This is a genomic window from Stratiformator vulcanicus, assembly GCF_007744515.1.
GTDB classification, from domain to species: Bacteria; Planctomycetota; Planctomycetia; order Planctomycetales; family Planctomycetaceae; genus Stratiformator; species Stratiformator vulcanicus.
The window spans coordinates 2,599,172-2,615,345 of sequence record NZ_CP036268.1 but is presented as its reverse complement, the minus strand read 5'-3'; the positions used below and the strand labels follow the sequence as shown (position 1 = coordinate 2,615,345).

The following is a 16,174-nucleotide window of genomic DNA, read 5'->3' as shown; positions in this document are numbered from 1 at the left end:
AAAAGCGGAAAGCAGCAAGAGATAGTTGATGGGAGGTCGTTAAGCGAGTTTCCCTTGAGACTATCTGTCGGCCTTACGCCTTGGTTGGACCATTCGCCTCGAATGAAACCAACGCTTCGTCAATAAGCTTTCGGTGATCCGCATCGTCCATCGACCGGCCGAGGACGTAGCCGCTCATATCGACGACGCGGTCGTTCAGGCGATCGAAAAGTTCTTTGAGCGCTTGGTCCTTGGCCCGTTCGATATCGGTTTCCGCCCGACGCCGGGCGGCTTCCGCTTCGGACTGAGCTTCAGCCATGATATTTGACTTCGCGGTCTCCGCATCGCGACGCGCTTCGGCGAGAATCTCTTTGACCTCGTCCTGAACGGCGTCGAGCTTTTTCTCGTGATCGGCCAGCATCTGCTCCGATTTCACGCGAGCCGATTCCGCAGCCGCGATGTCATCGCGAATGCGTTGCTCCCGTTGATCGAGTGCCGTCACCATCGGCCCCCACGCTACTCGCGAGAGCACGATTAAGAACACGACAAAGGTGACACCGGTCCAGAACGCCAACGGCAAGCCCTTAAGGCCAGCGTTTTGATCCATCAGATCGTCGACATCGACGTGATGTTCACCGTGCTCGCCGTCGTGCCCCGCATCGTGATCTGAGTCGTGCTCGTGCGAATCGCCGTCTTCAGCCTCATGGCTTTCCTGCTCGACGACATCAGCCTCTCCCGACTCCTGCGCTAAAGCAGGTACGCCGACAAGCGAGAGAATGCAAACCACCGCCAGAGTTAAGATCGGTGCCGCCCGATGCAATGGATGACAATGCATACCAGCCTCAGAACTCAGGAACATACCAAGCAGCCTCAACAGCCTTCGCGCGACCGCAGGAATCGACTGAACGCTTAACGATCAATCCGACCACTTATTTAATAATGCACACGATCAGTGCGAAGAAGGTCGCCCCTTCAATCAGAGCCGCAGCGATAATCATCGCGGTCTGAATCTGCCCGGCCACTTCCGGCTGACGAGCCATCGCCTCGACGGCTTGCCCACCAATACGCCCAATGCCGAGCCCGGCCCCCAGGATCGCCAGACCAGCGCCGAAGGCGCCACCGGCAGCAATTAAGCTGTCTCCGTCTTGGGCCATTGCCGGGGCGGTGAGCATCACAAGTGCGCCCACTACCATTAAAGTCATCTGCACGCCGCGAATCAGAGCAAACATCCCGGTTCAATCCTTCTTGGAAACGAAACTGACCTCAAGAGGCCGCGGTTCTTAATGGTCCCAACTTTGAGTCGAGCTCGATCGGTTAGTGCGGATGCACCGCCGACGAGATAAACAGCGTCGCCAGAAACGCGAAGATATACGCCTGGAGAAACGCCACAAAAAGCTCGAGCAGTCCGATGAAGACCTGCCCGACAATACTTGCCGTTGTAATTGCACCGAACATCGCCGAGCTTTCGAAAGTCGCGGCAACGCCGATAAATCCCAAAATCGCGCCGACCACCATGTGTCCGGCGAGCATGTTTGCGAAAAGTCGCACGGCCAAGACGAAGTGCTTCACGAGCAGCCCGAAGAACTCGATCACCCAAATCATGGGAATCAGGATCGGCTTCATGATGCCCGGCAGCTCCATTCCCGGCACCAGCGACTTAAAGAATCCAACAAAGCCCGATTGCTTCGATCCTGTCCACACGACGTAGCCGAACACAAACAGGGCCAGCACGCCGGTGACGAACAGATTCCCGGTCGGCGATCCCAGATAGGGAATCGCGCCGAGCAGATTGCAAAACAGGATAAAAAAGAACAGCGACCAAATGACCGGCAGATAAACATCGGCGGGATGACCACCGAGTTCGGCCGTCGGCAACTCCGTCCCCTCATTGCGGGTCGAGAACGGAGCGTTCGCTTCTTTGAGCGGATCACTGTGACCCGGGTCGAACTGCCCTTCCGGCTCTCCGGCGCCATCGCCGTGCTCCTGATGGGCGTGCGGGTCACCGATGGTCGGACGGACGACTTCGTCTCTGAGGTACACGCAAAGAACTTCCCAGAAGTTCCAGAAGCGGCCTTTGATCGGCTGACCGCTCCGCATTTTGCGGGCGAGCACGCTGAAGACCAAGAAGGCGAGCGCGAAAGCAATGAATTGCAGAATCACGTACTTCGTGATGCCGATCGCCAGCAAGAAGCCGGGAATCTCAAGCTCACCGCCCATCGGCAGTTCGAAGAAACCACTATCCGCGACGTGATGGAATGCCGTGTCTTGCACGACATCAAAAGGGCCGGCGGTTTCAGCTCCTGCGGATTCAGCTGCCATCGGTGGCTTCGGTATTCTGCGGAGGATAATCAGGTTCAGTGCCGCCCGACCCGATCGTCGATTGATCCGAGGTCTGACGGAGAATCAGGATCGTCTCGACCACCAAGCAGATCGGATATAACACGGCCATCCAGACGAGAAACGCCTGCCAACCGTCTTCCGACCACTGAGTCTTGACCCACAGGACGCCCGCGATCGCAACCGCGAAACGAATTCCTGCTCCGGCCAGCACCCCAAACGCCCGAGACTTCGCGGACTTATACAGCCCAAGGATCGCGAACACCACCCAACCGGGCAACAAACACAGCACAGCGGCGAAGATTAAGCCGCGCAGTCCCGTCGGCCCCGCCGTAAACCACGCCGGAACTGAGAAAAGCAAGGAAAGTCCGACGATTACGGCCGTCAGAACTCCCGCCCCCAAACGTGCGTCAGATCGTCGCGGTGTCTCGCTCAAGAGTCGTCGCCTTCCGTGATTGAGCCTGTTTCAGGCTTCGAAGGACTCAAGCTGCGAGCCAGCGCGATCAGGTGAAACATCGCCGAGGCAAATCCGAGAATGCTTAGCAAGATGACCAGCAGCGGCGTCGTTCCAAGCTTGGTATCAAGCCACCAACCCAACAACGGCGGCAGCGCCATTTCCAGAGCGATCGTGGTGATTCTGGAGGACCACGCCAAACCAACGGCCAAAGGTGAGCGGCCACTCTCGTCGGTTCGGTCGGGCTGAGCCATTCCAGTGCAATCCGTTTCGATGCAATTCTTCGCAGAGAACAGTTCGAATCCGTGACGCCAAGCAAGCAAGCGGCAGAGCTTCGAGCGCATCCGATGACGTTAGAGATCAGCTGCCGACCTGTCGAGTCGACACCCCCAATTGAGTGAACTTCCGCGGCCAACAGGTGGTTCTACCTATTTTTTGAGATCGTCACGAAATCTGAACGCGAAATTCATTGATGGCGCAACTCACTCATATCAAAAGGCTTTGAATCGAAGTCGGCCTTCCGATGCCTCACGGCAACCCTTCGTCAAATTGTTCACGGCCTGACGTTCCGGTACAAAAGAAATCGTGATGCGGATGGGTAGCGAACTGCTCCGATGTCCATCCGCGACGGAATCCATCAACGGACGTCGGCAGGGATCGCCAAAGTCGAGCTAAATCGCATTCGACCTGGGAGTGCCTTGGACGATGTTCATGGCTTTTTACGGACCGACCGGCATCACGGGACGCAGCGATTTCGCTCAGTCGGAAGGCAAATTTCCGACTTGCTCGATCGATTCCGACTTCCGAATGACTGACGGCAAACATCCGACATCTGCCGCGTCTTCTGCTCGACACATCGAACGGCATCCACGTCAACGGGATGCCGTTTTTTCTTCGGCTGATCGAATTGAACCGCAGACTGCCCCAGTTCGTTCAACTCGAGCAGGCAAATGCCGGGAACGAAAAGAACGTCGGCCCGACCTCTCCGTAATCCAAGCATTTTAATAGTGTTTCGAAAAGGACATTGAGCCAATGACTCAAGCACAGCTCAAAGACAACACTCGCAAAGAGCTCGCCGAGCTTGCGAAGCAGCACCAGGTTGCCGGTTGGCACGGAATGCGAAAAGACGAGTTGATTGAAGCGTTGATCGACGTGTTCGGTCCGGGCGGACGCAACGGCAATTCAGCCGTCAAGACTCGTCCCGCATCGGCCAAGTTGAGTGCGAAGTCGAAATCAAACGGGAATCGGAATGTGCAAGCTCACAGCAGCCGTCCCGAGAATCGAATTCAAGCTTTGGCGAAGCAATCAGGAAGCGGAATGCACGTCGCCGGGGCAGGGACTCGCGCGATTCGCAAGGATATTTCGACCGTCCTTGATGGCGATCCCGGTCAGGAAGGATTGACCGTTGTGGCTCACGACCCGCACTGGCTGCACGCCCGCTGGGTTATCAAAAAATCTTCTGTGCAACGAGCTGCCGCCGCGTTGGCGCACGACTGGTATGCGGCAATTCCGGTCATCCGCGTCCATTCCGTTGAAATGGATGAGGTTCGTGCCGCCAAGTCGTCCTTCGTCTGCGATATTCCTATTCACGGTGAGGTTGACCATTGGTTCGTCCCGGTCAGCAATGCACCCTCGCAATTTCGCCTCGAAGTCGGCTACCTGACCACCAAGAACAAGTTCTACGCTCTCGGAAAATCCCGCCGGGTGGCCACACCGCGTCCCGGATCGAAAGCAGCCGAGCGGCCCGGGTGGAACAGCGATTCGAACGGGAACGATTTGGAGCGACTGGTCCCGGCCAAGACGTCCGGGGCTGATCCGCAATTCGAAAAGTTCCTCAGCGCCCGGGCCGCGTCATTCGCCCTCGCCAAAGATGGCCGCTCGTCATCGCACGGGCAGTTGGAACTGGAGACCGAACTGGTCATCAACGGCTCAACTCATCCGGAAGCTCAGGTCACGGTGATGGGTGAGGTCGTCCGCCTCGGTCGGGATGGTCGATTCACGATGAAAATCCGCCTCGAAGACGGCCGTATGGTCATTCCTGCGGTGGCCGTCAGTCCCGATGGCGTCGAGCAGCGGACCTCGATCCTGGCCGTCGAACAGAACGTCAAAGAGCTTGAACCGCAGTCGATCGAAGAGTTGTAGGTGCTGGCTGCGAGCGATTCGAAAAACGGGATTGTCAACCGGAAATCGGGCGAGATCGCGATTCAATAGATTGCTGCTTCACCGCTGAATTTACAGCTTGCCCGCCTTCGGCCGGCGAGCTACGATCGTGACGCAGTTCAAGTGAATTGCTTGCCCCTGCCGTGCTGATCCGGGCCAGTTTGCCGGCCCTACAAGCACCGATATAGGGAACCCTGACATTCTCCGGCCGCGCGTATAGCCGACCTGGTATCGGATCACGCAACCCGGAGGCAGGGTGCCCACGTAGCTATCTACGGGTCGGTGCAAACTCCCGGATCTACCGCGGTAGGGGTTTTCTATGCGCTCTCACAGCTTTGGAAGCACTTGCGCGTGACCGCGCCGCCTTCTCACGTCATGCTGCTCGCATGGCAAAGCAATTCAAAGACGGCACCAATCTATTTGCCGAGCAGGAACGACGCCGGCTCGACGAGGTCAAGCCGCTCGCCGAACGGATGCGTCCCCGCAGCATTGATGAGTTCGTCGGCCAGCAGCACTTTCTCGGCCCCGGCAAATTGCTGCGGCGGATGATCGAAGCCGACCGGCTCGGATCGGTCGTGTTCGTCGGCCCTCCCGGCACGGGAAAGACTTCTCTCGCGCGGCTGATCGCCAAAGGCTCCGACAGCGTGATGGAGACCCTGAACGCCGCTGCCGCCGGTGTGAAGGACGTGCGAGAGATTCTGGCGAGGGCGGTCGATCGGATCGAAGCCTCCGGGCAACGGACCGTCTTGTTCATCGACGAGCTGCACCGCTTCAACAAAGCTCAGCAGGACGTCCTGCTTCCGGACGTCGAACGGGGCGTTGTAATTCTGGTCGGGGCCACTACGGCCAATCCCTATTTCGCACTTGTCGCCCCGCTGCTGTCGCGTAGCACGATCTTCGAGTTCCAACCGATTGCCGATTCGGAATTGGCCGACTTGCTTCGGCGAGCGATCCACGACAGCGAGCGAGGGCTCGGTGATCGTTCCGTCACGGTGACCGACGACGCGATCGACTTCCTGGTTCGCGTCAGCGACGGCGATGCCCGCCGGGCACTAACGGGACTCGAAGTAGCCGTGCTTTCCGTGCCGCCGGAGGCGACTGTCGATCTCGACGTCGCCCAAGAGTCCGTCCAGAAAAAAGCGCTTCGCTACGACGGAACCGGGGACGACCACTACAACATCATCAGCGCGTTCATCAAGAGTATGCGCGGCGGCGATCCCGACGCGGCGATCTACTGGATGGCTATGATGCTTGAGGCAGGGGACGATCCTCGGTTTATCGCCCGCCGCATCTTGATTTGTGCGGCCGAAGACGTTGGCACTGCTGACCCGCAGGCGCTCGTCGTCGCCCAATCCGCAGCACAGGCGCTGGAGTTCATCGGAATGCCTGAAGGCCGCATTCCGCTAGCGGAAGCAGCGATTTATGTCGCGTGCGCTCCCAAGTCGAATGCCTGCTATCGAGCCATCGACGCCGCCTTATCCGACGTCCGCAACAATCCGTCGCTCCCCGTGCCTCCCCACCTGCGTGATGGAAACTCAACGGCGGCCCGCTTCGGCGGCAAAGGTGACGGCTACAAATATCCGCACGACGATCCCGACGGTTGGATCGCGCAGGACTATCTCGGAGCCGATCGCAAGTTCTACCAGCCGACAGACCGCGACCCGCCCTCTCCGTCAAGAAAATGGGCGGATGACAAGCGGCTATGATGCGGACACTCCAATAAGACGTATCCCGCGTTTGGCCTCAGCGGTTTGCAAATTGTGGCTCTTCGGATTCCTGATTTGCGGACGGTCCGAAACCGTTAAGCAGAGCGTTGAGATCGTTGAAGAGTTTCTCAAAACGCGCGAGGACGGCCTGTTCGTCACGAAATGCCGTCTGTTTCTTTCGGATTGTCAGAAATTCGGCGACCCGATAGCGGTCAAATCGATGCCCCGCTCCCTTAACTGATTTCAACGTAGCGGCAACCTCGCTGAGCACCGGTCCTCCTGAACAAAAGGCCAATTCCTCTCTCTTCAATCCGTAGCTCGCGACAACAAGATCGACGTACGCCTCGACGCCGAACAGGTCTTCAATTTCTTGGCCGTCACCAACGGCGTAGCGGCTCCAGAACGAAATACGTTCTGCCGGAAACTCACGAATACGACCGTTGACGATCGCATCCGGTTCAGCCCGCACGATCGCGGCGACGGCTGCCGGGTTCGGAGCAACGTGTTGAAGCACTGCGCCGAGCCTGCTCACCCCGCCGACGGCAAGCACGTGCCAACGGTCGTCCAAACCGGCGCGACCTGCGTCGCGTAATTTTCGACTGAAGAAAGGGATATAAAGCGATTCCACCGGCCCATCGACGAATAGCGTGGCCGCATCGCCGATTGCGTGATTTTTTGACAGATCGACACCGACGGCGGTTTTGACCGTCCAAAGCGTATCGGGACCGGCTGTGAGGACGTCGCCGATCACCTTCGTGCCGCCGGCCGAAACGTCGGCAAACGGGTCGTCCGGATCGTCCTCGATGCCCGGCTGGTCTTCGACGCCGCGGACCTTCGTCAGATCACGCGTGTCGATCATAAATGGTGAGTGCGTCGAATAGATTACCTGCACAGTTCCGGCAAGACGGTCTTCGATGAATCGGAGCAAATCCTGCTGGGCCCGAGCGTGCAAGGCCAAGCCCGGCTCGTCGAGCAGCAGCAACACGTTTTCACCAAGTTGGCTCCGAATCTGGCTGAACCAGATGAGAAACGAAAAGAACCATGTGAACCCGGTGCTGCGGTCGTCGAAGCCGGTCGACACTCCGGTCTTGATGTTTTCGACACGGGTCCGCATCACGAGACCGGAATTGAACGGAGGCGGGTCGTCCGGCATACCGGATTCGAATCGGAACTGCACCCGGAGGTCCCGATTCGAGCTCCAGTACTTGTGCAGTTCACGCGTCAGCTTCGCGGAAATCGCCGACAGATCCGCCTGCAACCGGTCGTACTGCCGTATCTCCGCGAGCGTGTCGACATCGCAATTCGCCAATTCGAGGAGGGCACGGAAAACACGCATCCCAGGTTCATCCCACGCACCTGGGCGGCTTCGGAGATCGTCGAGCGACACCGTTCCCGGCAGCCGCGTATACTCGTCAAAATAAACGAGCCGGGGTAGGGTGCTCTTGATCCGGTGACCGATCGCCGTCCGGCACGAAAAATCGGCCTCACCGAATCGGTCCCACAAACGACCGAGAAGCTCGCCCTCCGCATGGGACAACCCTCCTTCACCGTTTTTCTTACCTTCCAGGTATTCGACCGCGCGTTTGATCGTCTTTGCGTCTCGCAAAGACTGCTTCTCCCCAGCCGGCAATTCCGTGTCGCAGAGATTGCTCTCCAGGCAACGCGTTTCGTCAATCTTGACATTCCACTTTTCCGAGCCATCGAAATGCTTGATAAACTCGACATCGTCCGAGATGAGCACTCCCGGTCCGACAAATTCCTCGATAGCCGTTCGAGTCGCTTCATCGACCGTCCAAGTGGTCCGGACGACCTCAAACTGGCTGTCGCTTGAACCCAGTTCCGTCGCTCGAATCCGCGGAAACTCGAGCTCCTCAAATCGGCTCGGCCTGCGAGGCTCCGGATTGGTCCTTTCCAGCGCCTGCAGAATTGCCGTTTTGCCGCTCTCGTTGCGCCCGATCAGGCACGTGACGCGCGGATGCACTGCGAAAACGCCCGAATCGTTGACGCATTTGAAATTCTGAACGCGTGCTGACAGCAATCGCATCGTGCACAGGCTCCGCTGAACTTCTGGACTTCTCCAATATGAGCGGCCCTCGACCGGGTGTCTATGCGGCCCGGAACACCCGTCGCCGGGATTAACGGAAGTCTCATAATTTGGAAAACACTCCCGATTCGACCGTCAGGCAACCCCGTGCAGCAGGCATTGTGAAACCCGCACTCACTCCAACCACTCAGCGGAAATCGTCTTGCGACATTCGGAGTACGCAATTGCACCGCGTCTCTGGTCCAACGCGCTATCGTACTTAGCCGCAACGCTATAGAATCCCGCCCTGTTCCGCTTCCCGCCTTACGATTGCCCTTCCGATGCGCCGACAAGACGTCCGAAATTTAGCCATTATCGCGCATGTCGATCACGGCAAGACCACACTCGTTGATGCCCTTCTCCGGCAATCCGGTCAATTCCGTGATGCCCAACTGACCCAGGATTGCATTCTCGATTCCAATGATTTGGAGCGCGAGCGCGGCATCACTATTTTGAGCAAGAACATTGCGCTGACCTATAAAGACGTCCGAATCAACATCATTGATACACCGGGCCACGCCGATTTCGGAGGCGAAGTCGAACGCGTTCTGCGCATGGCCGATGGTTGCCTCGTGCTGGTCGATTCCTTCGAAGGCCCCCGCCCCCAAACCCGCTTCGTGGTCCAAAAAGCGCTGGAGGTCGGCCTGCGACCAATCGTGGTCGTCAACAAAATCGATCGCCCCGATGCCCGCCCGTCCGAAGTGCTCGACGAAACCTTCGAGCTCTTTATGGAACTCGGAGCGGACGATGAAACACTCGACTTCCCTTATATCTTCGCCTCCGGCCGGTCGGGCTACGCTGTCCACGACCCCGCCGAGCGCGAAGGCACCATCGCGCCGATCCTCGACCTCGTCGTTGAGAGGGTTCCCGGTCCCGACGTCGACCCCGACGGCCCGTTCCAAATGATGGTCACGACCCTTTCCTACTCAGAGTTCGTCGGCCGCATCGTGACCGGTCGCGTTGCCTCGGGCCGAGTAAAAAAGGGACAGAAGATCGCCCTCCACCGCGCCGACGGCACTACGACGACCGGCAAGATCGACTCGATCGAAATGTTCGACAAACTCGGTCGCATCGCCGTCGAAGATGCCCAGGCCGGCGACGTCGTCGCATTAATCGGCCTGCCCCAGCCCGACATCGGCGATACCGTCACCGACGCCGAGGGCGGCACCCCGCTGAACCGCATCAGCGTCGACGAGCCAACCCTCTCAATGCTCTTCACCGTCAACAGCAGCCCCTTCGCCGGTAAGAGCGGCAAGTACGTCACCAGCCGGAATATCCGCGAACGACTGATGCGCGAACTCGAGTCGAACGTCGCCCTTCGCGTCGAAGAGACCGGCGATAAAGACAGCTTTAAAGTCTCCGGCCGCGGAGTCCTGCACCTGGCCGTCTTAATTGAAACGATGCGCCGCGAAGGCTACGAACTTTCCGTCGGCAAGCCGGAGGTCATCCGTCGCGAGATCGACGGCAAGTGGCATGAGCCGTTCGAAGAACTCGTCATTGATGTGCCCGCAGAGTCCGTGGGCGGCATTATGGAATTGGTCGGTAATCGTCGGGGTCAGGTCAACGAAATGACCGCCGGCTCCACGGGAATGACCCATCTCGAATTCAGCATCCCCGCTCGCGGCTTGATCGGATTAAGAACCAAGCTCTTAAATGCCAGCCGGGGCGAAGCGATCATCCACCACCGCTTCGATGCTTATAAGCCGCAGGAAGGGGATGTGCCCCATCGCAAGAACGGAGTCTTAATTTCTCAGGTGCAAGGGCAGGCTGTCGCCTACGCATTGTGGAAGTTACAGGAACGAGCCGAAATGCTCGTCCCCCCCGGTGCCCCAGTCTATGAAGGCATGCTCATCGGCGAAAACAGCCGCGACAACGACCTCGTCGTTAATCCGATCCGTGAGAAGAAACTGACCAACGTTCGCAGCTCCGGCGCCGACGACGCGATCATGCTCAAGCCCCCCCGCCAACTCACCTTAGAGTCGGCCCTGGAATATATTGAGTCGGACGAATGGGTCGAAGTCACCCCCGACGCGATCCGCCTGCGAAAGATCCTGCTCACCGAGAATGAACGCAAGCGGGCGAAGAAGTAGGTGAGCGGTGAGAGGCGAGAGGCTAAAGGGGGTGAGACGAGTGAATGGGCGAGACGAGCATCTTTCGAACCTCTCCCGCCTCTCCCGATCTCCCCGTCATACCAGCCCGAGGCGCCAGCCATCGGAGAGCGTTACAAGCCGCGTCTCCTGAGAGACGCAGGCCGATCGGGCTATCGCCGCTCAATAATCCGCGATGCTCGTCGCCGCGCTCGGCCACCGCTTCTCAGGAAGCGGTGCTCGTGGTGGGTGAAAAAAATAATGACTCATACAAGCCGAGGCTCCTGTGAGCCGCGGATCGAGCGCGCGCAGCGGTTGGAGTGGACACCGACGCGTCCCCCCGCGACATAAGCCGACCTTCAGGCAATGATCTCCTGCGCGACGGAGCCGCCGACGTCGGTGATTCGCATTTCGCGGCCCGCGTGTCGATAGGTCAGTTCTTCATGGTCCAGGCCGAGCAAGTGCAGGATCGTGGCGTGCCAATCCCGGACGTGCATCTTGTTTTCGATGGCTTCGTAGCCGTGTTCGTCGGTGCGGCCATAGGAGAAGCCGCCCTTCACTCCGCCTCCGGCCATCCACATTGTGTAACCTTTATGATTGTGGTCTCGACCGGAACCGCTGTCGCTGTAGGGGGTCCGCCCGAATTCGCCGCCCCAGATCACGAGCGTGTCTTTCAGCAGATCTTGCCGCTTTAGATCGGCGAGCAGGCCCGCGATCGGCTTGTCCGTTTCGGCGCAGTTGTCGGCCATCGCCGTTTGCAGGTTGCTGTGCTGATCCCAACTGCCGTGGCCGAGTTCGATAAACCGAACACCCGCCTCGGCAAAGCGTCGTGCGAGCAGACATTGCCGTCCGAAACCGTCGGTCGGGTCTTCATTAATTCCATAGAGCTGGAACGTCTCGTCGGTCTCCCTTGAAATATCCATCACCTCGGGAACCGCGTCCTGCATGCGGAAGGCAAGCTCGTAGTTTTCAATCGCCGCTTCGACGTGCGGGTTATGACCATCACGGGTGAGCTTCGCTCGATTCAGTTCGCCGATCAGATCTAACTGCGCGCGTTGTGCGGTATTCGTCAGGCGATCATTAACGGCGTTATTAATTCCGTGCGGGTTGGCTTCGCCACGCCGCATGCGATCAATACGGCGGTTGCGCTGACTGCTGTCTTGAATGTTGAACTTCGTCCCTTGGTACGCCGCCGGCAAAAATGCACTGCCGTAATTTTGAGCTCCGCCGGTCGCGGTCGGCGGATTGATCGAGATGAAGCCGGGAAGGTCCCGGCTCTCCGTGCCCAGCCCGTACAGCGTCCATGCCCCAAGCGAGGGCCGCACGAACTGGAAACTGCCGGTATGCATCTGCAGCATCGCCTGGGCATGCGCCGGTTGATCGCAGTGCATGCCGTTAAGCACGCAAAGATCGTCGGCGTGATTCGCCAGATTCGGGAACAGCTCGGAGAGATAGAGTCCGCTCTCGCCATGCTGCTTAAAATTCCACGGCGATCGACACCACGGCGTTCCGTAATGAGAGGCTCTGCCGTGGTCGGCCTTGAGTCTCGGCTTGTAATCAAAAGTGTCGACGTGAGAGGGACCGCCGCGCATGCACAGGAAGATGACCCGTTTTGCTTTCGGTTCGAAGTGCGGTCTCTTTGACGCCAGCAGCGGTTGCTTTGACGAACTCTCGGCAGCGGCGAGACCGGCAAAGCCGAGAAATCCGAAACCGGCCGAGAGGGTCTTTAAAGCATCACGTCGCGATGCGACCGAGTACCGCTTTCCGCAATAGTTACGTGACATGAGACGCGTCCCGTGGCTCTTAATTAATTTGTTGGAATTCGGCCGTGCACATTAATGCTTGAATGAGTTCGGCCAACGCGGGCATCGGTGTCACTGCAGCCTCGGTCACTGGGGGTTCGTCCGCTGGGATCGCCGAACGTTGTCCCCGCCCGCGACCTCGCCGTCCAAAACCGCGATCATTTCGACCAGGTTGATCCGACTGAATTTGAGTTTGTGTCACCGAATTGAGACGGTTCGCCAAGTACACTTCGGCAGCTGCGGCTTCTACCGCCGTCGGCGAACGCCCGAGGACGAGATGAAACACATCGGCGACTTGCTCTCGAACATTACCCTTCTTTGTTCGCCCCGCAGCATCGATCGCCTGCTCTTGAACGAAGGCATTGTTCATCAGGTAGAGTGCCTGCAGCGGACTCGCCGTGCTCTCCCTCGCGCCGGTCACCAGACCTGCGTCAGGTGCGTCAAAGAGTTCAATCACTTCCGGCAACACGCCCCGCACCCGGGGAAGATAGACCGAGCGGCAGTTCGTCTCGATCGCTCGAATATCGGGCTCGAAGACATTTTGCCCGACACCACCCTCGCCGACCGACCGCAACAGAGTTCCGGCGGGGCGCTGGACCTCAAGTTGGCCCGATACGGCGAGCATGGCATCGCGAATCGATTCCGCTTCCAACCGTCGCCTGTTCGCTCTCCACAGATAGCGATTGTCAGGATCGATCTCGGCGTCGGCTTCGTCGTACTGCGATGACAATTGCCAAGTCCGCGATTGAGCGATTTCTCGAATTAATGATTTCGTGGACCAATCTTCGTCGACAAATCGAGTCGCCAAATAGTCGAGCAATTCCGGGTTGGAAGGACGGTCACCGCTCTCGCCGAAATCATCGACAGTTCGGACGAGGCCGCGGCCGAACATCCAGTGCCAGATGCGGTTGGCCATTACTCGCGCGGTGAGCGGATTGTCTTTCGAGGCGATCCATTCCGCGAGTTCAACGCGTCCGCTACCCCTCATCGTCGGTGGAAATGAGTTTTTTCCCGACTCGGACAAGACCTGCAAAACGCCCCTCGAGACCTCTTGAGCCGGCTTGTCCAATTCGCCCCGAACGAGCAAACGGGTTCGTAATGGAAACTCATGATCTTGCGTTCCCATCGCAAGCACCCGGGCTTCTCCGCCGGCGCCGTAGGCTAGGAGCGCGGCGGCGGTCTCATCGCGTTGAGACCGCAACCGACGCAATGTTCCTCGAAACACGTTCTCCCCGGAGCGGATCTTCGACATCGCGTCGGACAAGGCCTTCTCAGCATCATCGCGATCCTGTTGAAGCTGCGCGAGTTCTTCTCTCGTGGCCTGCGGCGTACCGGCGGGCAGACCCATCCCGGTGAGATCGAGGAGTGTCGTGGCTTGGCGGGCCTGTGCTCTCAGCAAGCCGTAATGCGTGGCGGTCGACCGGAAGATGCCCGCCATCGCGTAATAGTCATGCTGCGGGATCGGATCGAACTTGTGGTCGTGACAGCGGGCACAAGCGACCGTCGTCGCGAGGAAGGCGCGGGTCGTCGTATCGACCTGCTCATCGACCAAGTCGGCGAGATACTTCTGCTGGTCCTCTTCACCGACGAACTTAACGCCAATGGCTAAGAAGCCGGTCGCGACGACGTTCTCACCCCACTCTTGATCGTCCTCGATTGGCAGGAGGTCACCGGCAATCTGCTGCTTAATGAAGTCGTCGAAAGGTTTGTCGGAATTAAAGCTGTCGATCACGTAATCGCGATAGCGCCACGCGTGGGGATAAATGTTGTTCTGGTCGCCGCCGGTTGATTCGGCGAAGCGGGCCACGTCCATCCAATGACGACCCCAATGTTCTCCGAACCGGGGCGAGGCGAGCAGTTCGTCGATCAGATTCGAAATGACCCTTTGCCGCTGCCCGACCGAACCGGCCGCTTCGATCTCACGCTTCCACTCCTGCGCAGCATCGCGAGATGGCGGCAGACCGGTCAGTACAAAATGAAGTCGCCTTATTAAAGTACGTGCATCCGCGTCCGCGACCGGCGATACCCCGTGTAATCGCTGCGACTGGTGCACGAATCGGTCGATCGTCGTCCGGAGCCAATCGTCCGTAGACATCGACGGCTTCGCCTCTTGCGGCTGCCGATAAGCCCAATAGTTGCGACCCTGCTCGATATCGATTTCCGTCGCCACGGCGGGCTGCGAGCGAGTAACTCGCGGATCAGGCGCCCCCATTAAGATCCACTTGCGGAAGTCAGCGATCACCTGAGCCGGGAGCTTACCTTTCGGCGGCATCTGATAACCACCGTCCTCATAGAGGATTGCCTCATAGAGAAGACTGCGCGTCGTCGATTTCGCCACAACCGCAGGTCCGCCTTCACCGCCACGAAGCAGCGCATCACGGGTATCAACGCGCAGGCCACCTTTCGCTTTTCCCGATTCGGTCGAGTGACATTCATAGCAATGTTTGATGAGGGCCGGCCGAATCTTCGCCTCGAAGAATCTTAATCCCGCATCGGTCTCGTCGGCCGCAGCGCTGTTTAAATTCATCACGGCCGCGAGCCCGGCGACCACCGCCATTAAGATGAAAGTCGACTGAGCATATGCTCTCACCGGTTCTCCTTCATGGGTGGTCGCTTCGGTCGGACGGCGATGACCGCTTCGCCGTCGGCATCGACCAGCGACTGGTTGATGTCTGTCACCGGTGTCAGGACGTTGATCTCAAGGATGCGTTTTCCCTCCGTGATCACGCGGGCCGACAGCGGTTGCTTCATATTGCGGAATACTGAGTTCCGCAAACCGCCGGGCAATTCGGCGAGCACCATGAAATCGCTTGTCCGCCGCTCTCGCATCGCGCCGGTGATCTTCACATCGGCTGCGATGGTGACGACCGCCTGCGGGGCAGATTGTGCCGCTCCCCGTCCCCGGCGGCCGCGCGAAGCGTCGTCCGAATTCCCTTGGAATCGCCCGCCGCCGCGCCGACCAGCTGATTGATCTTCCTTCGACACGACAATCCGATTTCCGCTGACCTTATGGATTGTGACAAAGGTCTCCTCCGCATTCGCCACGGCCGCTACCGCCAGGCACCAGCAAAATATCAACAGCATTTTCATGGTGCGTTACCCCGTCGGCTCAGGAGCTTGTGGGATGTGAAACACCGCAAGTGCGGGATCGTTTCGCAGAACTTCAGCTTTTAGTGCACGATTCCCAAAACGGAGCGTGATCGTGGGAGGCGGGTGAGCGTAAACACTTGCGTGAGACCGAAATCACCCGATCCCCCGCCGGGGGCGGCTCGCCCCCGCATCTGGTTGTCCGGTTGCTTCTTGCACATTAGCCAACCGCCCCCCGGCGTTAATCGAGCCAGTCCGGCGGCACTCGGTCGACTCGGAGCGGTCCGGGTCGCTCGTCGATTAACTCCGCCGCACTTGAGCACTTCCAATCAGTCGGCCGTTCCACCAGCCCACGGCGAAGCAGGTTGGCGTGGATATAGTCGACCATCTTCAGCAACGTTTTCAACAACGTCTTCGACTCCGTGATGTTGCCGTCGTAGCCGGGGGGTGGCTGGGGACGGTCTCGCAGAACCGCCCCC

Annotated in this window: 13 protein-coding genes; 3 read left to right on the top strand and 10 right to left on the bottom strand. The window is 58.8% G+C overall.

Translation table 11 applies throughout. The features are described 5' to 3' along the window. Positions 1–73: 73 nt before the first annotated feature. The 5 genes from atpF to Pan189_RS10210 all read right to left on the bottom strand — a co-directional run bounded on the left by atpF (position 74) and on the right by Pan189_RS10210 (position 3,024). Positions 74–814: a F0F1 ATP synthase subunit B gene (gene atpF, locus Pan189_RS10230; RefSeq protein ID WP_310820311.1), complete on the bottom strand. Its 741-nt coding sequence runs from the start codon at positions 812–814 to the stop codon at positions 74–76. Positions 815–908: 94 nt separating this feature from the next. Then, positions 909–1,208, bottom strand: coding sequence for an ATP synthase F0 subunit C (gene atpE / locus Pan189_RS10225; RefSeq protein ID WP_145363819.1), 300 nt, complete (start codon positions 1,206–1,208; stop codon positions 909–911). A gap of 85 nt (positions 1,209–1,293) precedes the next feature. Next, positions 1,294–2,298, bottom strand: coding sequence for a F0F1 ATP synthase subunit A (gene atpB / locus Pan189_RS10220; protein ID WP_145363818.1), 1,005 nt, complete (start codon positions 2,296–2,298; stop codon positions 1,294–1,296). After that, entirely contained in the window at positions 2,288–2,752 is a 465-nt protein-coding gene (locus Pan189_RS10215) for a hypothetical protein (protein WP_145363817.1), read from the bottom strand. Before Pan189_RS10215 ends, atpB begins: the two co-directional genes overlap by 11 nt. Continuing rightward, on the bottom strand, positions 2,749–3,024 hold the full coding sequence (locus tag Pan189_RS10210) for an AtpZ/AtpI family protein (RefSeq protein WP_310821330.1): 276 nt from the start codon (positions 3,022–3,024) through the stop codon (positions 2,749–2,751). The genes Pan189_RS10215 and Pan189_RS10210 overlap by 4 nt, the downstream gene beginning before the upstream one ends. A 778-nt stretch (positions 3,025–3,802) precedes the next feature. Here Pan189_RS10210 and Pan189_RS10205 point away from each other — a divergent pair. Both Pan189_RS10205 and Pan189_RS10200 read left to right on the top strand, forming a co-directional pair. Next, entirely contained in the window at positions 3,803–4,912 is a 1,110-nt protein-coding gene (locus tag Pan189_RS10205) for a DUF4912 domain-containing protein (protein WP_145363815.1), read from the top strand. 404 nt (positions 4,913–5,316) lie between these two features. Then, positions 5,317–6,636, top strand: a complete 1,320-nt coding sequence (locus Pan189_RS10200) for a replication-associated recombination protein A (RefSeq protein WP_145363814.1) — start codon at positions 5,317–5,319, stop codon at positions 6,634–6,636. 37 nt (positions 6,637–6,673) lie between these two features. Here Pan189_RS10200 and Pan189_RS10195 read toward each other — a convergent pair whose 3' ends face one another. After that, positions 6,674–8,680 carry an AAA family ATPase gene (locus Pan189_RS10195; protein WP_145363813.1) on the bottom strand — a complete coding sequence of 669 codons (2,007 nt, stop codon included), beginning with the start codon at positions 8,678–8,680 and terminating at the stop codon, positions 6,674–6,676. Between the two features lie 320 nt (positions 8,681–9,000). Between Pan189_RS10195 and typA the strand changes: the two genes are divergently transcribed. Next, positions 9,001–10,809, top strand: coding sequence for a translational GTPase TypA (gene typA, locus Pan189_RS10190; protein ID WP_145363812.1), 1,809 nt, complete (start codon positions 9,001–9,003; stop codon positions 10,807–10,809). A gap of 356 nt (positions 10,810–11,165) precedes the next feature. Here typA and Pan189_RS10185 read toward each other — a convergent pair whose 3' ends face one another. From Pan189_RS10185 to Pan189_RS21355, 4 genes are all read right to left on the bottom strand, one after another. Beyond that, positions 11,166–12,590 carry a DUF1501 domain-containing protein gene (locus Pan189_RS10185; protein WP_145363811.1) on the bottom strand — a complete coding sequence of 475 codons (1,425 nt, stop codon included), beginning with the start codon at positions 12,588–12,590 and terminating at the stop codon, positions 11,166–11,168. 19 nt (positions 12,591–12,609) lie between these two features. Next, positions 12,610–15,198, bottom strand: coding sequence for a PSD1 and planctomycete cytochrome C domain-containing protein (locus tag Pan189_RS10180; protein WP_310821329.1), 2,589 nt, complete (start codon positions 15,196–15,198; stop codon positions 12,610–12,612). Continuing rightward, positions 15,195–15,698, bottom strand: a complete 504-nt coding sequence (locus Pan189_RS10175) for a hypothetical protein (protein ID WP_145363810.1) — start codon at positions 15,696–15,698, stop codon at positions 15,195–15,197. Before Pan189_RS10175 ends, Pan189_RS10180 begins: the two co-directional genes overlap by 4 nt. 238 nt (positions 15,699–15,936) lie before the next feature. Further along, positions 15,937–16,101: a hypothetical protein gene (locus tag Pan189_RS21355; protein ID WP_310821328.1), complete on the bottom strand. Its 165-nt coding sequence runs from the start codon at positions 16,099–16,101 to the stop codon at positions 15,937–15,939. Positions 16,102–16,174: the final 73 nt, after the last annotated feature.